The following is a 26,204-nucleotide window of genomic DNA, read 5'->3' as shown; positions in this document are numbered from 1 at the left end:
GAGGGAATTCATTTTTTTGGGATTAGTAGTGTTAATAACCCCTGTGGAAACTGTGGATAACTGCCTCTGGACCCGCGGTTCCGCGGTTAACCCCTGTTCACGACATGTGGGCGACAGGGGTTTTAAACAGGGTGTGGACGTGGATAACCCCCAGGGCCGTTTTTAACGATCCACAGACACCTTAAGGGTTTTAAGCCCATTAACCGCGCTTGTCCCCTTAAGTATCCACAGGCTTATCCACATGTGCCTGTTAATAAGGTATGGAGTGGCTCGAGTGAGGGACTCAGGAATCGCGTTGCTGCTGCTTGATGCGGTTGGTCAGCTCTGTCACCTGGTTGTAGATCACACGGCGCTCGGCCATCAGTTCGCGAATCTTGCGGTCCGCGTGGATCACGGTGGTGTGGTCGCGGCCGCCTAGCTCCTGGCCGATCTTGGGCAGGGACATGTCCGTGAGCTCGCGGCACAGGTACATGGCGATCTGCCGCGCGGTCACTAAAGTGCGTGTGCGGGACTTGCTGCAAAGCTCTTCCATGCTGAGCTTGAAATAGTCAGCCGTCTGCTTCAGGATCTGGTCGGCCGTGATCTCCTGGGCGCCGTCGTCGGTGATCAGGTCCTTCAGCACCATTTCGGCGAGGGCCACATCGACGGGCTGGCGGTTGAGGCTGGCGAACGCAGTGACGCGGATCAGCGCGCCTTCGAGCTCGCGGATGTTGCTTGAGATCTTGGAAGCGATGTACTCCAAGGCGTCGTCGGGCGCGGACAGTCCCTCGCTCTGGGCTTTCTTGCGGAGGATCGCGATGCGGGTTTCGAGTTCCGGCGGCTGGATATCGGTCAGCAGGCCCCACTCAAAACGGGACTTCATGCGGTCCTCGAAGCCGGCGAGCTGCTTGGGCGGCAGGTCCGAGGTGATGACCACTTGCTTGTTGTTGTTGTGCAGGGCGTTGAACGTGTGGAAGAACTCTTCCAGCGTCCGGTCCTTGCCTGCAAGGAACTGGATGTCGTCAATCAGGAGCACATCGACGTTGCGGTACGTGGTCTTGAAGCTGGCGCCTTCATCGTCGCGGATCGAGTTGATGAAGTCGTTGGTGAACTCTTCGGAATTCACGTAGCGCACCCGGATGCCGCTGTAGAGCCGGCGGGCGTAGTGGCCGATCGCGTGCAGCAAGTGCGTCTTGCCGAGCCCGGAGTCGCCGTAGATGAACAGCGGGTTGTAGGCCTTGGCCGGTGCTTCGGCGACCGCGACGGCGGCTGCGTGGGCGAAGCGGTTCGAAGAACCGATCACGAAGGTGTCAAAGACGTATTTCGGGTTAAGCCGGCCGAATTCGTGCGAAGTACTCGGCGGGGTGGGCTGCGGCTTCAGTTCCACGGCCAGGTCGTTCGCGGAAGAGAGTTCGACGGCGGGGGCCGGCTCTTCGTGGATGGGCACCAGATCCGTGTCGACGTCGATCGCGCACCGGATATCGTCGGAAAAGACGCTGCGAAGGGCGTCATCGAGGGCGTCCTTGACTTGCGTCTGGAGAACCTCGCGGGTCAATTCGTTGGGTACGGCCACCAAGAGGGTGGAGCCGATCAGGCCCTGCGCCTGCGCAAGGATAACGAAACCGCGCTGCCGGGGTGTGACGCGATCGTCTTGTTCCAGCAGGCTCAGCACCCGCCGCCAGGAACTTCCGACCGTGTTGGCGTGGTTGGCTTCGTCTACCGTCATCAATTGGTTCCCTCGAGTGCTTGCTTGCCTGGATTGCGGCAGCCGAAGGTCCAAACCATGAGTGGATTCCGAACCGAATCCACAGGGTTATGCACAGTCCGTGGATAATCGGCTACTGAGACACTCTAGGGGATGGAAACTCCAGAAGATAGCTGGGAACAAGCTTGTGGATAATTACACCGTTGTGGTTCTGAAACGGGGTCTGTGAGCCACTTCATCCACAGGCTGGCGGGCGTACTTAGCCACAGCTGGGGATATCGGGCACGGTGGCTCCCGGTTTGACCTCGGGGGTCTTTTTGCCCTAACGTTGTGAAGTCCTATGTGTCCGCTTTTCGACCACCCGCACTTCCGGTAAATCCGGCGTTGGGCGGCGGCGGATACACAATAAACTTAGCGTCGGCCAGTTCTTCCCCTTTTGATCGGGTGGGCGCACCTTTGATCCACTGGAGTAACTAACGTGAGCAAGCGGACTTTTCAGCCGAATAACCGCCGTCGGGCCAAGAAGCATGGCTTCCGCCTTCGTATGCGCACCCGTGCCGGCCGCGCCATCCTGGCCGCCCGTCGTGGCAAGGGCCGCGTCGAACTGTCGGCCTAAATAACTGACTCGTCGGTCAGCCTTCCAAGCGAGTCAATAGGTGCTAGCCACCCGTAACCGTCTGCGGACTTCTACCGACTTTTCAACAACTGTACGTTCCGGCGTCCGCAATGGACGCCGGAACTTAGTGTTATATACGGCACCTATTGGTGCCGGAGAACCGAGCCGCATCGGCTTCATCGTTTCCAAAGCTGTCGGGAACGCTGTGACCAGGAACCTCGTTAAGAGGAGACTGAGAGAAGCAGGTGCTTTGTCTTTGAATAGGCATGGCACGGGTCTTGCTGTCGTGGTCCGGGCGTTGCCCGCGGCTGCGACGGCGAGCTGGGACCAGCTGCTGACGGATTACAATGCCGCCTTGGCGGCAACCACGAAACGGCTCGGCGGATCCTCTCCGCGGGTTGTTTCGCCCACCCAGGGCACCACAACGGAAGGGACACCGCGTGCATGAGCTGAGCTCCGCCGTCGTCCGCTTCTTTAGAGTCTCTCCGAGGATCCTCGGAACTTTTCTGTGGGAGCTGCCGCGCAACGTCCTCATCATCTTGCTGAAGACGTATCGCAGGATCATCTCTCCCTTATACGGCCAGGTGTGCCGGTTCTTCCCATCCTGCTCGGCATATGCCCTCGAAGCGGTGACGGTACATGGTGCCGTCAAGGGAAGTTGGCTCGCAGTGCGGCGCCTTGCGCGTTGCCACCCCTGGAACGCCGGCGGCGTGGACCACGTCCCCGCCGGACATCGTCACTGGCCCGAAGGCCAGACGCCCACAATTGTTGTACTGAACAACCCGGACCAGTTCCTGGCTGTGTGGTCTGATGAAGACGGTCGCCGCACAGCGGCCTGAGGAAATAGGGAAAACGTATGGACATCTTTGGAACAATTCTGGCCCCGTTCAAGTGGCTAGTGTCCGCGATCATGCTGGGGTTCCACGACGGGCTGAGTTTCATCGGCCTGCCTCCGGAGAACGGCTGGACGTGGACGCTGTCCATCATCGGTTTGGTGCTGGTGATCCGTGCCGCCCTGATCCCTGTTTTCGTCAAGCAAATCAAGGCACAGCGAGGCATGCAGCTGCTTCAGCCTGATCTGAAGAAGATGCAGGCGAAGTACAAGGGCAAGACAGACCAGCTCTCCCGCCAGGCGATGGCGCAGGAACAGATGGCGCTGTACAAGAAGCACGGCACCAACCCGTTCTCCGCTTGTTTGCCGATGCTGATCCAGATGCCGTTCTTCTTCGCGCTGTTCCAGGTGCTTTCCGGTATCAGTGCTGCGAAGGAAAGCGGCCAGGGCATCGGCGCTTTGAGCCATGAGCAGGTAGTGCAGTTCGATGCGTCCAGCATCTTCGGCGCCCCGCTCTCGGCTTCGCTGCTTCACGGGACACCGGCCGGCGGCGGCGACGTGACTGTTGTGTGGGTCCTCTCCATCGTGATGATCCTCGCCATGACGGCGTCGCAGTTCATTACGCAGAAGCAGATCATGGCCAAGAACATGTCCGAAGAGGCCATGGCCAGCCCGTTCATGCGCCAGCAGAAGATGATGCTCTACATCCTGCCGCTCGTCTTCGGTGTTGGTGGCATCAACTTCCCGATCGGTGTGCTCATCTACTGGACCACCACCAACCTCTGGACCATGGGCCAGCAGTTCTTTGTCATCCGCCGCATGCCGACGCCGGGATCTCCCGCCGCGAAAGCCCTCGCTGAGCGTCGCGCCGCCAAGGGCCTGCCCTCCCACCCCCTTCTGGGCGGTAAGAAGGACGCAGACGTCGCCGCTGAAGTGGCCGCCGTCGAGGTCAAGGCACAGCAGCGCATCCAGCCACAACGTAAGAACAGGAAGAAGAAGTAATGTCTGTTGAAAGCACCGAAGAGGCAACGGCCGCTGCCGCCACCGAGGAACCGGCAGAGGCCACAGTAGAAACTTCCGAAGAGGGCGCTCCCGCCGGCAAGGGCACTTCCGTGAGCCGCCTCGAGGAAGAGGGCGACGTCGCCGCAGACTACCTCGAGGAACTGCTCGACATTGCCGACATCGACGGCGACATCGACATTGAGATCCGCAACGGCCGTACCTACATCTCCATCGCAGCCGAAGACGACTCCGAGGGGCTTGAGAGCCTGGTAGGCCGCGACGGTGAAGTGCTCGAAGCCCTTCAGGAACTCGCTCGCTTGTCCGTGCTGTCGGCGACCGAGAACCGCTCGCGCCTGGTGCTCGACATCAACGGTTACCGCAAGGAACGTGCCGGCGATCTTCAGCAGATTGCCGAAGACGCCGTCGCGAAGGTGCAGGAGACCGGCGCCCCGGTGGCCCTTGAACCTATGAGCGCTTACGAGCGCAAGATTGTGCACGACGCCGTGGCTGACCTCGGGTTCGTATCCGAGTCCGAGGGCGAAGGCGCCGGCCGCCACATCGTGGTTTCGGCCGACTAACGGATCATGGTTGAAATCACGGCAGCCGAACTCCAAGCGGCAGAGAAGATTTTCGGTGACCGGCTTGGGCTCGCCCAGCGGTACGTAGAACACTTGGCGACATCCGGAACCGAGCGCGGGCTGATTGGCCCGCGCGAGGTTCCCCGCCTGTGGAGCCGGCACGTTCTCAATTGCGCCGTCATCGAGTCGGCAATAGCCCACGGAAGCCACGTCGCAGACGTTGGTTCCGGTGCGGGCCTTCCCGGCTTGTGCTTGGCAATCGCGCGTCCCGATCTTGAACTCACGCTGATCGAACCCCTGGAGCGGCGCGTCATTTGGCTTCAGGAAGTAGTGGACGACCTTGGGCTGGGTAATGTGACCGTCATGCGCACGCGGGCCGAGCTCGCGGTGGGAATGGTCGACGCGGACGTTGTCACGGCACGGGCGGTCTCTGCCCTGTCCAAGCTCGCCGGATTGACCATTCCCTTGCTTAACGGCAAGGGTGAAGTGGTGGCGATCAAGGGCCGCAGTGCTGCCGAGGAGATTGAGCAAGCAGCAAAAGTCATCCGCAGGCTCGGCGGCGTGGAAACGTCTGTTGTGGTTTGTGGGCAGGAGCTCTTGGAGGAACCCACCACTGTGGTCAGGATCGTCGTTAACAAACAGCGGAAGATCGCTTAGCTTCGGCGCTGTGTCCCGCGTGTCCGCAACTGAGCGGTTAAGCTAGAGAACGGCAGCTAGAGCCGAATGAGAGTGAGAGTGTGACAGTGGGCAGTAGCGAAACCTCCACCCAGCGGATCCCGCCATTTATTTCCTTGGGGTCGGCTCGGGCCATGGCTGCACCTTCGGCGTCTTTTGAATCTGCGCTGATGCGTACGAATTCAGTTGCAAACGCCGCTGTTTCACGTGAAACCCTGATTGTCGGACACGACAACGTCATGGACTCCATCGATGACTCCAGCCCTATTGCACGCCAGCTCGCCAACGAGACCAGACGTCGCGAACGGCTGCTAGGACGCGAGCTTCCCAAGCCGGAGAAGACCCGCATTTTCACGGTGTCCAATCAAAAGGGTGGCGTTGGAAAGACCACCACCACGGTCAACATTGCGGCCGCCTTGGCTTCCGCCGGACTCAATGTCCTGGTGATCGACATCGATCCCCAGGGAAATGCATCCACTGCCCTCGGCATTGAGCACCACGCCGACGTCGACAGTATTTACGATGTGCTGATCAACGACCTTCCGCTGCGTGACGTTGTGGCCCCTTGCCCCGATATTCCCAATCTCATCTGCGCGCCGGCAACCATTCACTTGGCCGGCGCTGAGATTGAATTGGTTTCCCTCGTTGCACGCGAGCAGCGTCTGCGCCGCGCAATCGATGTGTATTCGAAGGAACGGGCGAAGAACGGTGAAGCCCGCCTTGACTTCATCTTCATCGACTGCCCGCCCAGCCTGGGCCTGCTGACCGTTAACGCCTTCTGCGCCGCCAGCGAGGTACTCATCCCGATCCAGTGTGAGTACTACGCATTGGAGGGGCTGAGCCAGCTCCTGAAGAACATCGAGATGATCCAGAAGCACCTTAACGCTGATCTGGTCGTTTCCACCATTCTCCTCACCATGTACGACGGCCGCACGAACCTGGCCGCGCAGGTGGCTTCCGAAGTCCGTCAACATTTCCCGAACCAGGTTCTCGGTGCGGTGGTTCCACGCTCCGTGCGAATCTCGGAGGCCCCGAGCTACCAGCAGACGGTGATGACCTACGATCCGTCATCCAGCGGCGCGTTGTCCTATATGGAAGCCGCCGCGGAAATCGCCGAGCGTTAGACTTTCTGAATCACTGCAATATCCTTGGCGGGCTCTATTCTTGCCAATCCACCGGAGGGACATACTAATGAGCGAAAAGCGACGAGGCCTGGGTAGGGGTCTTGGGGCTCTCATTCCCAGCTCCGCTTCGGCTGGTGCATCGGGCAATGGCGTTCCGACGTCCCGCCCTGTGGACCTCTTCTTCCCTGAGGCGCGCAAGGCCCCGGAGACGGTGGATACGCCTGAGGTGCCTGAAACCGAAGTAGCGAAGAGCTCTCCGTCGCGAGGCTCCTCTTCCAAGAGCACGACGGCGGCAAAGGGTGCTGCTTCGAAGTCGCCCGCCGCGAAGGTCACCACCGTTGAGGAGCCGGCCGTGTCTGAGCCGGCCGATGCCACTGCCGATGACGCCGTTTCTGAGTCGTATGCCGCGGAATCGTCCGAGGTTCAACTCGTTGAAGTACCCGGGGCGCGCTTTGCCGAAATTCCGGTTGGGGACATTCATCCCAACCGGAAGCAGCCGCGCAGCGTCTTCGATGAGGACGACATGGCGGAGCTGGTTCACTCCGTCAAGGAAATAGGCGTACTCCAGCCAATTGTTGTACGGACTTCAACTGAAAAGGGTGGAGAACCGTACGAACTGGTGATGGGTGAGCGTCGATGGAGGGCAGTACAGGCCGCCGGGCTCGAAACCATCCCGGCGATTGTTCGCGATACCAATGATGACGACCTCCTGCGCGATGCTTTGCTGGAGAACCTCCACCGCAGTCAGCTGAATCCTTTGGAAGAAGCAGCCGCATACCAGCAACTCCTGGAAGACTTCGGCACCACACACGAGCAGCTAGCTGATCGGATCGGACGGTCGCGGCCGCAGGTGTCCAACACCCTTCGCCTCCTCAAACTTCCTCCCTTGGTACAACGGCGCGTCGCGGCAAGCGTGCTCTCGGCCGGCCACGCACGTGCATTGCTCGCTCTCCCTGATGCGGCCTCGATGGAACGTCTCGCTCAGAAGATTGTCGCCGAAGGAATGTCCGTACGTGCAACTGAGGAAGCAGTGGCGTTGTACCAGGATCCTACGGTTCCGCCGAAGAACAGTATCCCGCGCCCTAATGCACGGCATGAGCGTCTCGACTACCTTGCTTCCTCTCTTTCGGATCGGCTCGATACCAATGTGAAGATCACCTTGGGTGCCCGTAAGGGTCGAGTCAGCATTGAGTTCGCAAGCGTTGAGGATCTAAACCGCATTATGGATGTTTTGTCACCGACGGACGAGGGCTAGTCGCTCGACTTCTACGGAATTGGGGTTTGCTTCTAGTGAGGCAGATCCCATTTTCTTTTAAGAGTCTCCTGGGCGTGCATGGATATTGCACTGTTCCTGGGAGGGGTTCATCCTCGACGGCACTTTGTACGTGCGCGTTCGGGGGTTGTGCCTGGCTGTGAACTGCTGTCTGAGATTGCTTGCCCGTACTTCGTGTGTGGCCGGGCTTGGGAACCATCTGCCCTCGACGCGCGCAATTATGTGCGTCTGGCTTCCATTTGGTTCTGATTTGGCTCTGAAGTATTCGTTGCTGTGGGGCCGCCCGCAGCGCCGGGCCCTTATCGTTTGGGGTGAGTTCGGTTCGCTTGTATCCGCGAACGATCGTGGAGATTGGTAGGACCCGGGTATCGCGGCGCTACGTCGGTGTTTCACGTGAAACGATCGGCAGCAGTGAGAAGGCTGATGGGATCGAGGGCTTCTCATTGGCGCTCCGGTGAGGATGGTGGGTTCGCGCCGCTCTAAGACGCATGAGTGCTTCGTGCAATCTCGGGAGTCTTTCGGTTCCAGCATCTTGGGTGGTCCTATAAAGTGAGGCGGCAGCCTGTTACGTTAGGTGGCGTGCCTGGCCTCCCCCAATCTTTCCGTGAGTTCATTTCCTTGAGTTTCACGTGAAACATCAGGGTTCGCCTGCCTTTTTTACGAGCATCCGGAACGCGGACATTCGAGCCTCACAAGCCTCGCTCAATTGCTTGTCCGTCAGGTCTACATCCTCCATCGTGGGCCGGTCTGGATCCATGCTTGTCCAAGTGAATCAACGCCTTGTGCGCGCCATAGCGGTTCACGATGTTTCACGTGGAACAGTCACCGCATAGCGGCTCGGAAGGTGGGACGTGAACCGGCCTGAGTGGTCGCTCTTCAGACGGCCTGCTCGGACGGGCGACTCCTTCGGTTTCACGTGAAACACTGACCTGCAGCAGGCTCGATCGACGACAACACTCGATGCGGTGGCTATAGCTTCCATAATTGGTAGTTCACTCGCAGTACGAATGAATGCTCAGTGGCGCGCCTCTGCGAGACGGCTCGGAGCTTTGTTGATCCATCGCTTCTCCCTTCTCCACTCACCCTTTGGAAGGTGTGGTCTCAGGGATCTGACAATAGACCGTCGACCCTCCGCCCAAGGTTGGGTCGCAACCGCCCGAGTCATCGAAGGAGCGTTCGTAGTAATTGTGATGGGTCCAACTAGGCCTTCCGGCGCCGCCTAGTCACAACGCGGGCTGCCATCGCCTCTCAGCAGACAGATGCACTAAGGTCAGGGCTCGGCGCCCTTCGCTGCACGAAGCAGGGCTGAAAGTGGTCTCGGCAGGCGTGCGTGGACACCGTGCGGCGGATGCGCGCGGGGTCTTGCGGTTGGCCGACTGGTCCGGTGTGGAGCCAGCACTATCCGCCGGAGCCCGCGCTGCTCGGTGCGAAGTATTGCTACCGTAGTGAATGCGTATGGGTCGGTGCAGAATTGGGCGGCGCTCTGAAGCTATCGAAGGAGGGATAGCCAGGAGCTGGCACTGGGGCTGGCCATGGGGAACTGCCACCGGCGGGCGCTGCGCATGGCCTCGGAGCCAGCGAAAGGGTTGCTGATGGCACGCTGTTGATTGTCTTCGCGTGGCTGGGTACTGCGCTGATTGTCGCTGTAGGGTGCGGATCTAAGCGACGCAGACCCCATTGCACATTTGGTGCCTGCAGCATTCAGTCGAGGTCAGCGATCGGGCGCTGGTCCCCTGCTCGCCGGAGAACGAGGTCGGTAGGGACGAAAGCGTCCTTGCCGGTTTCAACCGGGGTGGCACTATTCAGTCGGGGCCCTGTCCCGTTCGGCCGTCAGGGTTGTTGCATGTTCTATGTGCGGACGAATCCAGTACGGTTGGGGCCTCCCTTGGGCCGTGTGAGTCCCCCAGGTCTGCTCTCGCAGTTGGCTCCCACGTATCGAACGCGAAATCGCAAACGGTCTCAGCGACAACGTGACCGTACCCTCCTGACCTGACGCGGCTCAGGATCTGTGTCGCAGTACCCGTGCTGGATCCGGCACCGGTGCCCGGGCCGATGATCACAGTCGGTTGCGGCTTGGTACTACCCGCCGTGATCGCATGGGATGAAGGCGTCAATTGAGGGTGGCTCCCCCAGCCTCGTCCTGCTCTGGTCGTACGTGGCACACGCGTACCCCCGTCTATTCTGTTGTGGTCCACGTTCCGATACGACTTCCCGAAGGTTCGTGCCTACGGCGATGGGCGACCTGGGAGAGCCTGGATGGTGAGCGACTATTAGGGTGTGTTGCCTCCATGTCCATATACACCGCGGTCCGCGGTGTATATGGACTGAGCCTGGACTGTGGGCACTCTCTCCGGGCAAAGCTGTGGGCCGGCCGCACACCGTGTTCGGAGCCGTCGGACGGTGGCGATCGGCTGCGGGGTCACATCGGCATGCCAAATTCTAGAGATCTAGTGACGGCCGGATGCGATCCTCGGTAGGCCCCTGCCGGACCATTGAGACAGGCACATGCGGTACTTCCAGAACCCTGGCAATCCGCTATCGATGATTCAAGACACGGAAGGTCGCAGAGAATTGAGGCACGCTGAGGGAGCCCCTGGGGTAGGGGAAAGCGCGACTCTGCTTCGCCGGCGCCGTGGCCCTGGCTCGTTTCCTCGTACAAACCGCTGTTGAAAAGTCTGGGAGCAGCGGTGGATATCGTTGTGGATAACTTTGTTGATAAGTGGTCCGGGTTGAGGGTGTGGCGGTCTGCACTGAACTAGCTTCTGTCCAGGCGGCGTCGATACTCGTGTGTTCCTTGAGCTCTTCGATGGCCTTGTTTCACGTGAAACAGAGCCACGGTCTGCAAGCTGGTCATTTACACCCCAATTTGGCCTGATTCTGGCCGATTTCTGACCCTTGATGCGCAATCCAGGCCAGACGAAGCTTCGATCAGTTCCGGACCCCTGGTCGTCGCCCATACTCGCGCCGGACTCGCTCCATTCCACGTCGGGAGAGCCGCGCGGACGCCCCTTCTTCACCGGTGGATATCGCTGTGGATAACTCTGTGCATAACTTCCGAGCGGTCGGTGGATATCTCTCCCGGCGAGGATTCCGCTGCTGCGGTAGCTTGGCCCTGTGTTGTGCATAGTGCTTGTACTGCTGGTCGGTAGTTGCGGATTTCTGGTGCCTCCCGCGCTCGGTGCAGCGAGCAGGTGCACCATGGTCCCGTCATGTTTCACGTGAAACGGCGACTGCTCCGGCTACTCCACGTGGCAGCAACATTCTCTAACTGAGGGGGAACTGCGGGTCGAAATTGTCCTATGGGCGCAGGCGCACCAATGCGCTGAGGTGAGAAGGAGCTCTACGGATTATGTAGATCTAGTGCTGAGATCCGCAACGGCCGCACACTCGCCTACTTTGGGGCTCGTCCAGTCTTGGCGCTGTTACGGCGCCGAGAAGGTCGACCGTCCTCATTGCTAGCGGGTAACGGCTTGGGCCAATCAATCGTCAAAGACGCCGCGCACGCCCTGTTCCAAGCCGGACCTCAGCCAGTATGTTGGGCGGTGAAGACTTGTAGGTGAACCGCAGGCCCCTTTGCTTGGACGAACACTCGCCCTTCGGAATACCACCCGCGGTCCACCTCTTCGACTGCTTGGACCAACCACACACCCGGACACCCAAGTGTCTTCGCTGGTTTGGTGTCTTTCCGATACCTCGGCGTACAGTCCATGCTCTCCATCCCAAGCCAACCCATCCTGCCAACCCCGCAACTGATGAGCGTTCTAACTGCGAGCTTGCGTGCTGCACTTGTGCCAGGTCTGGAGATGCCAGAGCAAGGGGGCCCTCCATAGACCGATCCCGCAAGACCCTATGCGGGACGCCGGTGCTTCCGTTGCGTTTGAATGATCCTCCTGCCTTGTCCGCGATTGTTGCCAGGCTGCTTTCGTTACTCGTGGTCAGCGGCTGGACGTACGCGCAAGGTCCGTCGAGGCACGCGGCAAATAGCTCGAACGGAAGACTGCCGACGCCGGTTCGCCCGCTACTCAGGGTCAAAGGTCCTGACCAGAATCCCCGAGGTGCAGCGCCCCCGAGGTGCAGCCCCCGGACTGCTCTTTTGGCTCCTCTTGAATTTCCCTCCACCCCAATTTCGGCCGTGGGAACTGAAGCCGAAGGCTGCAACGTTGGCTTCTAGGATGTGCGCCTTGGGATGGTTCGCGTGGACCGCTTTCCATTAGCGAACGCGCCGCTACTATCCGGGCATGGCTTTCGAAAGGCCGACCGCCACGATGAGTCGTGAGTTGGGAGTTCAAGCGTGAGTCAGTCGCTGATTGGCCGGCTCGATGGAACCTGCCCGACGGAATTTGAGGGTTAAGCTGACCCGTTCGTACGACTGCTGCAGTGCCGCGTGTGATTAAAGTGGCGGTGTCCTGAGTCTTGTGGCGCTGTTTCCGGGCCCCTATCCCTTCCGATGGCCTGAAAGCAGCTGCTTTGCCTCCTCCACTGGTGTTTTTGCAAGTGTCCTACTCCGAGCCACTCTGTTGCACTCTTTGAGTCTGCTTGTGAGATACATCCCGGAATCGAGGACGTGTGGGAGCCGCGAAATCCCATCGTCACCCCCATAGCTGTTGAGAATGATGTCCACGGCCTGCCGGCTCGCGAGGATCGAGGTGTGTCAGCGGACAGATCCCGGGTCCGTCATCGAACCGCAGGGCCATGGCGGCTTGTCCTCGGTCATCGTGAGAAAGGGCTCGACCGCCGACTCTGGGCGACCACGGCCCCTGTGCCTATCCGAGGGCCGAGCTGTGTCCGAAAGCTGCTGATGTCCTGGCATCGACGATGGACTGGGCTGATGAGTGTGGAAGAGGATCTACGTGTGGTGAAACAATCTAAATAGATTGTGTAAGCAACTAAGTAGATTGCGCTAACCGCGTTCAGAATCCCAGGCTTGAGAATCCGGCTGGAGGAGCAGCTGCCCGGCGACGTGATGCGGCCGGGCACTCGGGTCTTGTGTGATGCTCACAGTACGTCGCGCCGATCTGTCGGGGCCCGCTCCTTCTTGAAGGACTCTGGCAGCGAGTCCTACCGAGTCCGCGCCGAAGAGCGTTTGGCGCAGCCCCCCATTCTGGCATGGCGTTTCACGTGAAACATCCAACACAGTGGAGTTCCCGTAGAACACACCTATTTGTCAGCGAAGAGGTGATCGGGGCGGTCCTCCTCCACCGGCCAGGCGATGCGCTCACCCGGCAAGGCGATACGGCCACACAGCCAGGCGATACGCTCACGCAGCCAGCAGGATCGGGAGTTCGCAAGGCCTATGAATCAGCAAGCCAGGCTGATGTTATACGGCATCAGCACAGGCAAGAATTCAGCCACGGCCCGTGTCTGCAAAAATGCCGCAAACTCGGTAGTGACCCGCGACCCCGCGACCCTTGTGCTGATCCTGTTTCACGTGAAACATATGCAAGTGCCAGATGGCAAGGAACATGTCCTCAGTCCAAACACCACAAAGGCAAATCGAAGCCTCCCGAGCGGTCAGCCTCGTTTCACGTGAAACGGCGTATCGACTCAGTGCTCGCGAGGATCGCCATGGTACTGAATTCGACAACGGAAGTCTCCCAGCATCTACCGAATGGCCAACTCTGTTTCACGTGAAACGGACGAATCGAACACTTCGGCTCTGACATCACACAAGGAGGCGCTACAAGCGAGTGGACTCCCCGACATCAACCACGAGCAAAAGGCTCAATAGGGCGAACGCGCCATAAGGCGCTGTCTCAGGTCTCGAAGGTTGGACGATTTCCGCGGCCCGGCGGCCTGACTCCAGCCGAGCAAGAGATGTCCTGCCCGCCTGAACCCCCTCACAGAGAATCCGGTCCTTTTGTAATCCAAAAAGGTTCACAAACCGCAACGCCAAGCTCTGAGCAGCAAGTGCCCATTCGCGCACCCAGCTATAACGCTAACAATCACCCGTAGCTGCGGGACTGCGGGCCCAGGAAGGAGAACCCGAAGACGCGAAAAAGCCGGTGGTTCTCGCTCAATAGCGAGAACCACCGGCTGAATCAGAAGCGGCCGCTAAACGGGCGCCTGAAGTCCTAGGACAGGACGGACTCAAATTCCTTTTCGAAGAACTGCTTCGGCTTGGCACCGATAACCGTGCTCTTAACTTCTCCCCCACTGAAGAGGTAGACCGCCGGAATAGACGTGATGCCGTACTCAGCGGCGATTGCGGGGTTGTCATCGACATTCAGCTTGACGACGTCAACCTTGTCTCCGTATTCAACCGAGATCTCGTCGAGGATCGGACCCAACTTGCGGCACGGACCGCACCACTCTGCCCAGAAGTCCACGATGACCGGCTTTTCAGCGGCCAGGACGTCGGTGCTGAAACTGGCGTCGGTAACGTTTTTAGCGTTGCTCATAATTCTTTCCCTTCGAATGGATGGCTGCTGTGCCGATTAGGCGTGCAGGTCTGCAAGATAGTGCTCGACGTCCAAAGCCGCGACACAACCGGAACCGGCTGCCGTGATGGCCTGACGGTAGGTGGGGTCGACGACGTCGCCGGCGGCGAAGACGCCCTTGATGCTGGTCTTCGAGCTGCGGCCTTCGACGGCAATTGTGCCTTCGGGGGCGAGCTCCAATTTCCCCTTGACGAGTTCCGTGCGGGGATCGTTGCCGATGGCCACGAAAACGCCAGTGACGGCGAGTTCGGACTCGGTGCCGTCGACGAGGTTCTTCAGCTTCAAGCCGGTCACCTTGTCCCCACCGATAACGTCCTCGACGGCGGTGTTCCACACGAAGTTGATCTTCTCGTGGGCCTGGGCGCGGTCACCCATGATCTTGGAAGCCTTGAGGGCATCGCGACGGTGTACCACGGTGACTGACCTGGCGAACTTGGTGAGGAAGAGTGCTTCTTCCATTGCAGAGTCGCCGCCGCCGATGACTGCGATGTCCTGGTCCTTGAAGAAGAAACCGTCGCAGGTTGCACACCAGCTCACGCCGTGGCCGGAAAGACGCTTTTCATTCGCGAGGCCGAGTTCGCGGTATGCGGAACCGGTCGACAGAATGATGGCACGTGCCTTGAAGGTCTCCCCCGTGCCGATGGTCACGGACTTGATGTCGCCGTCGAGGTCCAAGTTGGTGACATCCTCAAACTGAATTTCAGTCCCAAAACGTGCCGCCTGCTTTTCGAAGCTCTCCATGAGATCAGGTCCCATGACGCCCTCGGGGAAACCGGGGTAGTTCTCGACGTCTGTTGTGTTCATCAGTTCGCCACCGGCAGTCACGGAACCGGCGATGAGCAGCGGGTTCATGTTGGCGCGTGCCGTGTAGACGGCCGCCGTGTAACCGGCAGGCCCGGAGCCTACGATGATGACATCACGTACTTTGGACGCGGTGTTTTCTGCGTTGCTCACTGTTGGGTGAACCTCTTCCTTAGTCGATGCACCGGATCCTTGCGGCCGGCCACATGGCACAACCCTGTGACGGCACGGAATATTCCGATGTTCCCGGGGACCCTAATATCCGCCACCATTCAGGTTACCTTCTGGCAGCGCACGGCATGGAAGGACGAAGGCTCCGTTACCGGAGTTGACGCTCCCCCGGGTTGCAAGCAACCGAAACAGTTGCAAGCACCCGAAACAGACACAAGTCCCCGAAACGCTCACGTGCCGCCGAAGAGGCCGCACGCCGTCGACTACTGGACCTTGATCTCCGCAAGGCGCAGGCCGAACCCGTAGCGCGTCTTGGGTGCGGTCAGTTTGGGCAGGGACTTGATGGAGACAATCACGTACTGGGCCGTTACAGGGGAACTCAACGGCATGGTCAGCTCCGGTGAGGTGAAGCTGTTGGTGCCCACCATCTTGGCGCCGTCCATCGCTGGACGATCATTCGTGTAAACGCTGATGTTTCCGCCGGAAGCGCCCAACTGGCTCAAGGTGACGGAAGTCACTTGTGAGGGTGCCTTGAGCTTGACAAGCAGTGAGACTCCATCAGGAGCGAGTCCACCCCAGTCCGCAGTGGCGAACTCCATGTCCGACCAGTAACTCGCCGCATTGCCGTCGTAGGCCTTGACCAAGTCCTTGTCATAGGTCGCGGCAAACTCGAAATCACCCATCCGAGTGACTCCGTCAATGACCGGTGGCGCTGCGACCGGAGCTGCCGACGCACTGCTACTCGGCTGTCCAGTCACAGATTGGGACGCTGTGGAGGACTGCTTGGCTGCGGGAGTCCCGCCGGGGATGAGGTTGCCGAGGTTGGTGACAGCCAGAATCAAACCCACGATCAAGACGGCGGCAAGGACCCCGCCCACAAGCCAACGGAAGGAACGGGGCTCGCGAACGGGCTCCTCGTCATAGTATTCGTCCTCGTCGAGGGGCTCTGCTTGCTCACGAGCTATCGCCGGGAAGCTCGATGCTCCTCGGCTGTATCCACTGGTAGCAGCGGCCGTATCGCGGGAAGCGCCCGCACCGCGGGAGCCAGCGTCGTCGTTAATGAAACCGTAGTCGTCTTCGGACCAGAGAGAGACTTTGGATTCCTGGGCGGGATTGGCGGAGGTAGGCGCCGGAGGAGTGGACGCTGGTACAGCCTGCGTGTCAGGCGCCGCTTGGATTTGCTGGGGGGCGGTCCGGCTTGACTCAGCCCGGCTCGACTCGGCAGCCGAATCGGATCCGCTCCTCCCGGAAGGTGCGGCTTCGCCGTCGTCGCTGTTTGCCTTGCCGGTGCCCTTTACGGCGGCCGCGGCCGCAGCGGCAGCCGCCCCTGCAGCGGCAGCCGCCCCTGCTCCGGCTGCCGCCGCTGCGATCCGGGAACCAATGCCCCCGGGGGCCGACGCCGGCCGGCCAGCAGGCATGGGAGGAACCACCGGGCGGCGCGGGTCCGTAGGTGCCGCGGCAGGTGGTAGTGATTCGCCGGCAGGATGTGGCTCGACTTCGTCGTAACTGATGTACTCGGCGTCGTGCTCTTCGTCGTCGTACAGTCCGTCGTAGGTCTCGGGTTCGTGGGACCGGGCCTGGCCGAAGATCTCGCTGCCAAGCGTGTCGGTGAAGAACGGTTCGACGTAGGGCGGGTTGGTGGCCACCACGAGGTCCAGCAGGTCAGGTGCGCTGCTGTGGTTGGTGATGAGGTACGTGGTGCTGTCGCTGACGCCCAGATCGAGGATCTGGACATGCCCGGGCCGTTCGCCGGTGGCTACCTCGCGGGCGCTCTTGGCAACCTGCTCGGCGTTTTCGGGGCCAGCCACGAGGATGCTGACAGGTCTGTTGAGGACCTGGTCCACGCCGTCGAGCACCAGATCCTGGTCGTGCGAAGTCAACACGGTGGCTGTGACTTTGTAGCGGCCGCCAAGCACTGATCCGACATCGATCGGGTGGGACACGGGTTCCTCCTATGACTGTCCGGAAGCTGCGGGTCCTGAATACGGGATCCGGCCAGCCGGGTGACCCGTGGTCTGCAACTACCTGTATTAGTTTCTGATCCTAGCTGATTGGGCCGTTCTGGCTCCCGGTTTGCGAGGATGCGTCACCGTTTGCGGCGGTGTCCACCGCGGAAATAGGGGTTGTTTCCCAGCGTCCCTTGATAGGTGCGGCGGCCGGGCAGCGGGATGCCTGGGCGGCCTGTGCCCCCTTGTGCGGTACTGGGCAGGTCTTCATCCGGCAGATATGACTTCTCGACGTCGGACCAAGCGTCCACCTTATCCTTCCCTTCAGCAGTAGCTCCATCGCGGACGTCATCCCACCCGTCCTTGGAAGGGATGGTTTGCAAGGCGGGACCGGCACGGAACGATGCTGCGTCGAACTCGCCCGAGATGCGCGGAATGAGCCCGGTGTCGTCGGACACGGTGGCGCGGACCGCCGTCGGGGTCTGCTTTCCGCCCGCGGACGGTGTTTTCGCGACCGGAACGCCCCGGCCGAGCCGGCCGAGTACCGGTCGGAGCAAATCGCGCAGCTCGCTCACGTGGAAGACCCGTAGCAGGAACAGATACGCAAGCAGCATGACGGGCCCGACGACGACTACCGTCACCAAAGCGGCAGGCCTGCTGCTCCATGCGAAGCCGTCAGCGTGATAGCTGCCCAGGAGCCACAAGGCCAAGGCGCCGGCGATTGCCGAGCCCAAGGCGGCGTAACCCATGCGGATGTAAGAGTTTGCGATCCGAGGGCCGTCCACATGGCCGAGGAGGCGTCGCAGGAACCAGACGCTGATGACCACGGACAGGATATTGCCGAGGGTGTACAGGACTGCGATGGCGAAGATGATCTGGCCCACCGGCAGGAACTGGATGATGAACGCGCCCACAACGTTGAGCAGGGCCAGCATGAGCTGGATGTAGAAAGGGGTTCGGGCGTCTTCGTTGGCGTAGAAGACGCGGGACATCATGAAGTTGGCGCTCATGAACGGCGTGCTCAGCGCGAGGATCGTCAGCGTCTGGGCGAGCATGACGCCGTCCTGGGGCTTCCCGCCGGAGAAGAACATGCCCAGCGGTCCGGCGAGGGCAAAGAGGGCCAGCGCCCCGAAAACAGTGGCGACGGCCATGGTCCGCAGTCCGTGCGAAAGGGCTTCACGCAGTTCGGCTTTGTTGCCCGCCTGGGACGCGTGGGCCATCCGGTTGAACAGCACCGTGGCGAGCGACAGCGCAATGATCGAGTGCGGCAGCAGATACAGCTGGCTGGCGACTTCCAGGACCGCGTTACCGGGGAGGGTGGCAGCCGCCGGGTCTTGCGCGTGCTCCAGGCGGAGCCGCTCGGAGCCAGGAATCGTGGCGATCCTCATGACATAGAGGAAAGCGAGCTGCCCGACGGCGGCGGTCAGGAGGGTCCAGACGCTCAACTTCGCTGCCTGGCCGAGTCCCACGCCCCTCCAGCCGAAGCGGGGCCGGAGCCCGAGCCGCAGGCGGATCACCGGGACGAGGAGTATCGCCGTCTGCGCTAATACGCCGACGGTGGAGAATCCCGCGATCAGGAAGGTCTGGAAGGGCCCCCAATTGTCCAAGGTGTGGGGGTTGGTGTTGTTGGCGCCGAGGATCCAGATGAACATGCCCAGTCCGGCGATGGCCACCACATTGTTCAGGATCGGCGCCCACATGGCCGGGCCGAAGGCGCCGTTGGCATTGAGGACCTGGGTCAGGAGCGCGTACAAACCGTAGAAGAAAATCTGCGGCAGGCAATAGAACGCGAAGGTTACGGCCAGCGATTTCTGCTGGGGTGAATAGCCCTGCGTAGTGAGGTCGATGACCATGGGCGCGGCCAGCGTGACCAGCGCCGTCAGCGTCAACAGAACCAGTACGGCCAAGGTCAGGAGCCGGCTGATGTAGTCCGCGCCACGGTCCGGGCCCTTGCTCGCTTTGATGATTTGCGGGACAAGCACGGCGTTGAAGACACCGCCCGCCACCAGGAGGAAGATCAGGTTGGGCAGGTTGTTGGCGTTGATGAAGGTGTCGTTGACCGTCGACCCCAGGCCCAGTGCGGCGCCAAGCATCCAGGTTTTGGCGAAGCCGAGGAACCGTGAAACGAGCGTCCCTGCGGCCATGACGGCGCTGGAACGGGTTTCTCCGGACTGGGTTGACTGGGTTGTTTTGGCGGCAGACATTGTCATTATCGTCCCATGAGCCGGGCTGCCTGGTGCGTCAAGCCTGTATAAAAGGCCGCGTTAGAGGTGTTCGGGAAGGACTTCCCGGGCAAGATCGGCGATGCGCCGCTCATTGGGAAAGGACAACTTACGGGCCAAATCCTGGAGTGGAACCCAAGCGGCATCGATGGCCTCTTGGTCGGGATCGTTTTCGATGGTCAGCTCCCCGCCCGTCGCCCGCAGGAGGAAATGGTGCACGGTTTTGTGCACCCGGTGCCCGCTCACGGTGAACCAGTAATCGATGCTGCCGAGAGGAGCGAGGACGTTGCCTTCGATCCCGGTCTCTTCAGCAATCTCGCGGACGGCTGCCTCTTCGTTGTTTTCCTTGCCCTCCGGATGCCCCTTCGGCAGGCACCACTCGAGCCGGCCACCCCTATTAAGGCGGGCGATGATCGCGACCCTCAGTTCGCCGTCGGACGTGTCCACTACGACGCCGCCGGCAGAGACTTCCTCTACCGTCGGAAGGGCAGCCTGAGCCGGGTGCGGGGCGGGCGCGACGTGGGCACCAATTGCCGACGGCAATGGTGCGTTCGTCCTCCTGCCAGGAGCACTCGGGATCGGGTTGGCCATGAAGTCCACTCTAACGACTCTTGCCCGTTGGTGATGACCGGGACATGGACTCGCGGTGACGCGCGGATGGCGTTCGGCCGTGATCCCGGTGTCATCGCTACGCAATCGCAGCGCAATGACAGGGATCCGGTGGGATGGCGCTGCGAAATCTGACAAGCTTAAGGAACTATGGCGCAAGTATTGGACAGTTCTTCAGTTAATTTCCAGATGGATCCAGTGGTCCTGGACCTCGGTCAGCGGTTCGTGGACGCTGGATTCGAACTGTCGCTGGTTGGCGGGCCGGTGCGGGACCTCTTCCTTGGCCGTGTCTCACCGGACCTGGATTTCACCACAGACGCCACTCCGGACCAGACCCTCTCCATCATCAAGAGGTGGGCAGACAATTTCTGGGAGATCGGCCGCGCCTTCGGAACGATCGGGATGAAGAAGTCCGGCTTCCAGATCGAGATCACCACGTACCGCGCCGAGGCCTACGATACCGATTCGCGTAAACCCGCGGTGGCTTTCGGCTCCTCGCTCCTGGACGACCTCCTACGCCGCGACTTCACCATCAACGCCATGGCCCTCCGGCTGCCCTCCCTGGAGCTCGTGGATCCGTTCGGCGGGGTCCGCGATCTCCATGCCTCGGTCCTCGCCACCCCGGGAGCACCGGAGGCGTCATTCTCCGACGATCCCCTGCGCATGATGCGCGCTGCCCGCTTCGCGGCACAGCTCGGCGTTGCGGTGCACGACGACGTCCGCCTCGCCATGTCCGGGATGGCCGAGCGGATCAAGATCATTTCCGCCGAACGGGTCCGCGAGGAGCTCGTCAAGCTCATTAACGGTGCGCACCCGCGCGCGGGCATCGACCTCCTCGTGGATACCGGACTGGCCGAATTCGTCCTCCCCGAGGTTTCCGCGCTGCGCCTTGAAGCCGATGAGCACCACCGGCACAAGGACGTTTACCAGCACTCCCTGCAGGTCCTGGAGCAGGCCGCGTCGCTCGAGACCGGTCCGGACGGCCCGGTGCCGGGTCCTGACTTTGTGTTGCGCTTCGCCGCGCTAATGCACGACGTCGGCAAGCCGGCGACGCGCCGTTTCGAACCGGGCGGCGCGGTGAGCTTCCGCCACCACGACATGGTGGGCTCCAAGCTGACCGCAAAACGCATGAAGGCCCTGCGCTTCGACAACGACACCATCAAGGCTGTGGCGCGGCTTGTAGAGCTCCACATGCGTTTCTACGGCTACGGGGACGCGGGCTGGACCGATTCCGCCGTCCGCCGCTACGTCGCAGACGCCGGGCCTTTGTTGGAGCGACTGCACCGACTGACCCGGTCCGACGTCACCACACGTAACCAGCGCAAGGCGGAGCGGCTTTCCTTTGCCTACGATGACCTTGAGCAACGGATTGAGGTCTTGGCCGAACAGGAATCGCTCAATGCCATCCGGCCGGACCTGGACGGAGCGCAGATCATGGCTTTGCTGGGACTCAAGCCCGGACCCGTGGTCGGCCGCGCCTACAAGTTCCTGCTTGAGGAGCGCATGGAAAGCGGTCCATTGTCCCAGGAGGAGGCCGAGTCCAAGCTCCTGGCGTGGTGGGCAGGGCAACCCGAGTCCGCCGTCGAACTTTCATCGGAACCAGCCGTCGATGCCAAAACAGGCACCGCCGAACCAGAGGAGTCCTAAGTGAACCCTGCATCCAAGCCCTCCCGGCCTCAGCTCTGGATCATGCGTCACGGAGAGACCGAATGGTCCAAGAGTGGCCAATACACCGGTTTGACGGACCTTCCCTTGACAGTGGAAGGCGAGCAGCAGGCCGTGGAAGCCCGCAAGATCCTGGAAGGCATCGACTTCGACTTGGTCCTGACATCGCCGCTGCGCCGAGCCCGGCGCACCGCGGAGTTGGCGGGCTTCCCCGACGCCGTTCATGAACCGCTTGCCGTGGAGTGGAACTATGGCGACTACGAAGGCATCAGCTCGGACCTCATCCGCAAGGACAACCCTGACTACCTCATCTGGTTCGATGGAGTCCCGAATGGCGAGACGCTCGACTCCGTGGCGGCCCGTGCCGACAAGATCATTGCGCGCGTGCTGGAGTCCGGGATGGACAACGTCCTGATTGTCGCCCACGGCCATTTCTCCCGCATCCTCACGGCCCGCTGGCTTGAATTGGACGCTCGGGAAGGACGCCACTTTGTCCTGGGAACAGCCAAAGTTTGTACCTTGGGATGGGACAAGCGGACGCCGGCCATTCTTCGTTGGGGACTGTAAGAAGAATTAATTTCTAAATTGTTTGTAATTGGCTGGTCAACAGCGCGATTCATGGTGTAACTTTATTTTTGATCCCAGAGCGATCTGCCGGGATTGAGGCGTGCGCTATCCAGTCAGTCAGCTGGGCTAGTGCCAAAGCAGAAAAGGAGGTTGGGAAAATGATTACTTTGACTAGCGGATGGAAGATGACCGTTGCTGGCACCCCGGCCTTTGCTGCTCGACGCCGTTTTGCGGCCTAACTCCCCCTGATGTACTTCCTGCCCTGATTATTTGGGGCAGTTCAAGGTGCAATCAGGCTCCGAGTTTGGCCTGCCATTGAGCGGTATCACGCGATCGACGTGGTGCGCAGTTTCCTCATAGTTCGGAACCAGCTTCTTGTTGGGGACGGCTGCCCCCTGGATACCACGTACCGGAGCTCCATGCTCCTGTACTGTCCACGGTCATTCGCGAAATCCGCTTAATCCACTCATTATTGCCCGGCATTCACATGCCTAATTCTGCCGCTGTTTTCTTCGAATTCAGGGGGCTTAATTGTCATGCCTGAATTCCGGCAATTCTCTTCAATGACGAAAGGAGGTGAACCCTTGGCCAAGCGCCTCAAGGACCTGATGGTCTTCAATGGCAAGCCCGTCGTCAAAGACAAGACCCTCTTCAACGGTCAACTGTTGGACCAACGCCGGGAAGACGTATACGTCGTCCTGCATCAAATGGGCATCATCCGCTGAGTGTCCCCCACAGTTGCAATTCAGGAGGGACTGATGGCACACATCGGACCGTTCGCCTCGGAAGCCCACGCGGCTATGCGTGGGCTTCCGCCTTTTAAAGGCTCAACGGGCGGCCGGGCCGGGTGCGGCGGGCCCGGCCCTGGCGGGACTCGACGCCGTCGGGGGCGGCTGAAGGTAAGCTCGATTCCATGCAGGAGACGAAGCCGCACATCCAGCAAAGGCGTGCGCGCTTTGTGGTTCCCAGCCGTAGCGACTCCCTGCTGGGGAACTTCACCGAACTGATCGGAGGACCCCTCGGGCGGCGGTCCTCCCCTGGAGCCGTCTCCCCCGGATTCTTCACTGTTGAACGGGTCCTGATCATCCTCACGATCGTTGCCGCGCTCATGTCGATCCTGATCAAGGGCTATTGCCGCGTCAATGGCTGGCACACCCCCCAACAGTTTTACGCGACCTGTTACTCGGACTTCCCCGAACTTTTCAGCAGCCGGGGCCTTGCGGATGGCGTGTTTCCGCTCTTCGACCAGAAAACCCTCTTCGAGTACCCCGTGATCACGGGGCTTATAGCGGGTGTCACCGCATGGCTCGTACCAGGGCACGGTGCCAGCCCCGATCGGATCCTTGGCTACTTCGATGTCAACGCCACCCTCATTGCGGCCATGTGGATAGTGGTCGTTCTGGCCACCGCACGCATCAACCGACGCCGCCCGTGGGACGCTGCCATGGTGGCCCTGGCACCCGCGATCGTGCTGGCCGGATTAATCAATTGGGACATGTGGGCCGTGGCCATGCTCGCGGTGGGGATGTACTTCTTCGCGAAGGAACGCCCCGTCCTGGCCGGTCTGTTCATCGGCTTGGGAACAGCCACCAAGCTCTACCCGGTGCTCATACTGGGTGCAGTCTTCCTACTGGCGGTACGCAGCGGCCGGCTGCGGGTCCTCTTCGTGACAACCCTGTCAGCCGCGGTAGCGTGGCTCGCGGTCAACGCCCCGGTAGCCGCGGCGAACCCAGCCGGCTGGCGGTACTTTTTCGACTTCACCCAGGACCGCCCCGCCGGATACAGCTCCTTGTGGTTCGCCTATAACCTCGTTGCCGAACGCCTGCGGCTGTCCCAACTTGGTCCCGGAGCCATCAACGCCTTGGCGATGGACATGTTCCTCCTTGCGTGCGTTCTGATTGCAGGATTGGCCTTGACAGCGCCTCGGCGCCCGCGGCTGGCCCAGTTGACGTTCTTGATAGTGGCAGCCTTCGTCCTGAGCAATAAGGTCTATTCGCCCCAATACGTCCTGTGGCTAGTGCCATTGCTGGCTTTGGCCAGACCCCGCTGGCTCGATTTCCTGGTCTGGCAGGCAGCCGAGGCGTTGCATTGGGCCGCCACGTGGATGTATCTCGGTCAGATCAGCAGCGGCGGGGCGGCGCAGAACAACATCGATATGCCGTACTACGTCATGGCCGTGATGCTACATATGGCCGTAACGGCATATTTGATGCTGAGGGTTGCGTGGGACATCTGGGAGCCCCACCTGGATCCCCTCCGAGTCCAGGGTGTGGATGACCCTCACGGCGGTGAGTTCAATGGTGCCGAGGATTGGTTCCGGGTGGACCTCAAGAGTCCAGCGTCATCGGTGTTGCCTTGGCGGCGGGTAGCTGCGTTCTCCGGCGCGTCCAAGTCGACTGGCGATGCCGCACAGCCTGAGCACGATTCATTGCCTTCCACGCGCGGCGAGGGTGAACGCGATGGCTGACGTCGCCGTCGTCGGCTCCGGACCGAACGGCTTGGCCGCCGCTGTGGTCATGGCTCGCGCGGGACTGGCTGTGCGGGTGTACGAGGCTGCCGAGACGATCGGTGGGGGAACACGGACGGCTGAACTGCTGGAACCGGGACATCTCTACGACGTCTGTTCCGCGGTCCACCCGATGGCGCTGGCTTCGCGTTTCTTCCGGGATTTTGAACTCGGGCGGCGCGTGGAGCTCCGTTTGCCGGACGTCCAATACGGAACTCCGCTCGACGGCGGCAGGGCGGCCCTCGCGTATCGTTCGCTGGAGCGGACCGCTTCTGAACTCGGGGCAGACGGAGCTGCGTTTACCCGCCTGATGGGGCCGTTGGTAGAGCGGCTGGGCGGGGTGTTGGACGTGACGCAGAATCAGCTGCTACGGATCCCGGCCAATCCGGTGGCGGCTTTACGACTCGGCCTGGCAACCTTGGAGCAGGGTTCGCCGTGGTGGAACCGGCGCTTCTCCGGGGATGCGGCGCCAGCGCTCTTGACTGGTGTCGCGGCGCATGCCGTGGCGCCGCTTCCTTCGCTCGCCGCTGCGGGAACGGGACTCCTTCTGGGTGCGCTGGCTCACGCCGGCGGGTGGCCGATTCCGATTGGTGGCTCGGCGGCGATCGCCGATTCCATGGTCCGGGATATCGAGGCCCACGGTGGAGTGGTAGAGACCGGTGCGCAGATCGATTCCTTGGAAGAGCTGCGTCCGGCGAAGGCGATCCTGCTCGACGTCGCTCCCCCGGGACTGTTGCGTGTGGCGGGTACAGCGCTTCCCGGGCGCTACAGGCGGTCGCTGGAAACATTCCGCTTCGGGAATGCAGCATGCAAGGTTGACTTCATCCTGTCGGGGCCGGTGCCCTGGTCGGCTCCAGGGCTGGCCGCCGCCGGAACGGTTCACGTCGGTGGCACTCGTGCCGCCATGGCCGAGGCCGAGAACCTGGTAGCCTCTGGCCGGCATCCCGCGAAGCCGTACGTCCTGGTGGCCCAGCCATCCATCGTGGATCCCGGGCGCGCTCCCGCTGGGCGGCACATCCTCTGGTCCTATTGCCACGTGCCCAAGGGATCGACCGTTGACATGGCCGAGGCGGTCATGTCGCGGATCGAGGAATTCGCGCCGGGTTTTCGCGACGTGGTGGTTGGCTGGAAGACGACGACGGCGGCAGGCTTGGCCGATTACAACGAGAACTATCTGGGCGGCGATTTCAGTGCGGGGATCATGGACATTCGAGGGCTCGTGCAGCGTCCCGTGTTCTCCCCGGTCCCGTGGCGGACCCCTTTGCCCGGAGTGTACTTGTGCTCCTCGTCCACGCCCCCTGGGCCCGGAGTGACAGGAATGCCCGGGTACCACGCCGCTAAACATGCCTTGAAGGACATGTTCGGCCTGCAGATACCCGGGCTTGGCTTAGGCGCGTAACCACCCCCGACGCTCGCTCACCTATGCCGGAAAGATCCCGAACGCTCGCTCACCTATGAGCCCAATCGACGGATCGCTCCTGCAGATAATCTGCAGG

At 61.2% G+C, this 26,204-nt stretch carries 19 protein-coding genes; 13 read left to right on the top strand and 6 right to left on the bottom strand.

Annotation, left to right across the window (positions count from 1 at the left end):
• Nucleotides 1-283 precede the first annotated feature (283 nt).
• A complete protein-coding gene (dnaA, locus tag ACFVTG_RS14585) occupies nucleotides 284-1,705 on the bottom strand; it encodes a chromosomal replication initiator protein DnaA (protein ID WP_284751006.1) in 1,422 nt (473 codons plus the stop codon).
• A 457-nt stretch (nucleotides 1,706-2,162) separates the two neighbouring features.
• Here dnaA and rpmH point away from each other — a divergent pair, with 457 nt between their 5' ends.
• The 8 genes from rpmH to ACFVTG_RS14545 all read left to right on the top strand — a co-directional run bounded on the left by rpmH (nucleotide 2,163) and on the right by ACFVTG_RS14545 (nucleotide 7,766).
• On the top strand, nucleotides 2,163-2,300 hold the full coding sequence (rpmH, locus tag ACFVTG_RS14580) for a 50S ribosomal protein L34 (RefSeq protein ID WP_011776797.1): 138 nt from the start codon (nucleotides 2,163-2,165) through the stop codon (nucleotides 2,298-2,300).
• 40 nt (nucleotides 2,301-2,340) lie between these two features.
• Entirely contained in the window at nucleotides 2,341-2,748 is a 408-nt protein-coding gene (rnpA, locus tag ACFVTG_RS14575) for a ribonuclease P protein component (protein WP_078107069.1), read from the top strand.
• Nucleotides 2,741-3,139, top strand: coding sequence for a membrane protein insertion efficiency factor YidD (gene yidD, locus ACFVTG_RS14570; RefSeq protein WP_390281490.1), 399 nt, complete (start codon nucleotides 2,741-2,743; stop codon nucleotides 3,137-3,139). Before rnpA ends, yidD begins: the two co-directional genes overlap by 8 nt.
• 17 nt (nucleotides 3,140-3,156) lie before the next feature.
• Nucleotides 3,157-4,134 (top strand): membrane protein insertase YidC, encoded by a 978-nt coding sequence (gene yidC, locus ACFVTG_RS14565; RefSeq protein ID WP_284751007.1) that lies wholly within the window; start codon nucleotides 3,157-3,159, stop codon nucleotides 4,132-4,134.
• Complete coding sequence (locus tag ACFVTG_RS14560; protein ID WP_390281488.1) at nucleotides 4,134-4,712, top strand: protein jag; 579 nt, start codon at nucleotides 4,134-4,136, stop codon at nucleotides 4,710-4,712. Before yidC ends, ACFVTG_RS14560 begins: the two co-directional genes overlap by 1 nt.
• 6 nt (nucleotides 4,713-4,718) lie before the next feature.
• On the top strand, nucleotides 4,719-5,369 hold the full coding sequence (gene rsmG, locus ACFVTG_RS14555; RefSeq protein WP_059388861.1) for a 16S rRNA (guanine(527)-N(7))-methyltransferase RsmG: 651 nt from the start codon (nucleotides 4,719-4,721) through the stop codon (nucleotides 5,367-5,369).
• 86 nt (nucleotides 5,370-5,455) lie between these two features.
• Complete coding sequence (locus tag ACFVTG_RS14550) at nucleotides 5,456-6,511, top strand: ParA family protein (RefSeq protein WP_284751009.1); 1,056 nt, start codon at nucleotides 5,456-5,458, stop codon at nucleotides 6,509-6,511.
• Between the two features lie 67 nt (nucleotides 6,512-6,578).
• A complete protein-coding gene (locus ACFVTG_RS14545) occupies nucleotides 6,579-7,766 on the top strand; it encodes a ParB/RepB/Spo0J family partition protein (RefSeq protein ID WP_284751010.1) in 1,188 nt (395 codons plus the stop codon).
• A 6,089-nt stretch (nucleotides 7,767-13,855) separates the two neighbouring features.
• Here the strand turns inward: ACFVTG_RS14545 and trxA are convergent.
• The 5 genes from trxA to ACFVTG_RS14520 form a co-directional block, all read right to left on the bottom strand.
• Nucleotides 13,856-14,182, bottom strand: a complete 327-nt coding sequence (trxA, locus tag ACFVTG_RS14540) for a thioredoxin (protein ID WP_078107075.1) — start codon at nucleotides 14,180-14,182, stop codon at nucleotides 13,856-13,858.
• Between the two features lie 36 nt (nucleotides 14,183-14,218).
• Nucleotides 14,219-15,175: a thioredoxin-disulfide reductase gene (gene trxB / locus ACFVTG_RS14535; protein ID WP_390281484.1), complete on the bottom strand. Its 957-nt coding sequence runs from the start codon at nucleotides 15,173-15,175 to the stop codon at nucleotides 14,219-14,221.
• Between the two features lie 281 nt (nucleotides 15,176-15,456).
• Nucleotides 15,457-17,136 (bottom strand): ABC transporter substrate-binding protein, encoded by a 1,680-nt coding sequence (locus ACFVTG_RS14530; protein ID WP_390281482.1) that lies wholly within the window; start codon nucleotides 17,134-17,136, stop codon nucleotides 15,457-15,459.
• Between the two features lie 143 nt (nucleotides 17,137-17,279).
• Complete coding sequence (gene murJ, locus ACFVTG_RS14525; RefSeq protein WP_284751013.1) at nucleotides 17,280-19,343, bottom strand: murein biosynthesis integral membrane protein MurJ; 2,064 nt, start codon at nucleotides 19,341-19,343, stop codon at nucleotides 17,280-17,282.
• A gap of 60 nt (nucleotides 19,344-19,403) precedes the next feature.
• Nucleotides 19,404-19,904, bottom strand: a complete 501-nt coding sequence (locus tag ACFVTG_RS14520; protein ID WP_284751099.1) for an NUDIX hydrolase — start codon at nucleotides 19,902-19,904, stop codon at nucleotides 19,404-19,406.
• Nucleotides 19,905-20,120: 216 nt separating this feature from the next.
• Between ACFVTG_RS14520 and ACFVTG_RS14515 the strand changes: the two genes are divergently transcribed.
• From ACFVTG_RS14515 to ACFVTG_RS14495, 5 genes are all read left to right on the top strand, one after another.
• Nucleotides 20,121-21,617, top strand: a complete 1,497-nt coding sequence (locus ACFVTG_RS14515) for a CCA tRNA nucleotidyltransferase (protein WP_390281480.1) — start codon at nucleotides 20,121-20,123, stop codon at nucleotides 21,615-21,617.
• The gene (locus tag ACFVTG_RS14510) at nucleotides 21,618-22,202 is read left to right on the top strand and encodes a histidine phosphatase family protein (protein ID WP_284751015.1); all 585 of its coding nucleotides are present in this window, start codon (nucleotides 21,618-21,620) and stop codon (nucleotides 22,200-22,202) included.
• A 584-nt stretch (nucleotides 22,203-22,786) separates the two neighbouring features.
• Entirely contained in the window at nucleotides 22,787-22,927 is a 141-nt protein-coding gene (locus ACFVTG_RS14505) for a hypothetical protein (RefSeq protein ID WP_172465581.1), read from the top strand.
• Nucleotides 22,928-23,115: 188 nt separating this feature from the next.
• Nucleotides 23,116-24,669, top strand: coding sequence for a glycosyltransferase family 87 protein (locus ACFVTG_RS14500; RefSeq protein ID WP_390281477.1), 1,554 nt, complete (start codon nucleotides 23,116-23,118; stop codon nucleotides 24,667-24,669).
• Entirely contained in the window at nucleotides 24,662-26,107 is a 1,446-nt protein-coding gene (locus tag ACFVTG_RS14495) for a phytoene desaturase family protein (protein ID WP_390281475.1), read from the top strand. Before ACFVTG_RS14500 ends, ACFVTG_RS14495 begins: the two co-directional genes overlap by 8 nt.
• Nucleotides 26,108-26,204: the final 97 nt, after the last annotated feature.

The sequence above is a fragment of the Arthrobacter sp. NPDC058127 genome, assembly GCF_042884555.1.
In the GTDB taxonomy this organism is placed as follows: Bacteria; Actinomycetota; Actinomycetes; order Actinomycetales; family Micrococcaceae; genus Arthrobacter.
Note: the sequence above shows the minus strand (reverse complement) of the source record. Positions and strands in the feature narration are given on the sequence as shown.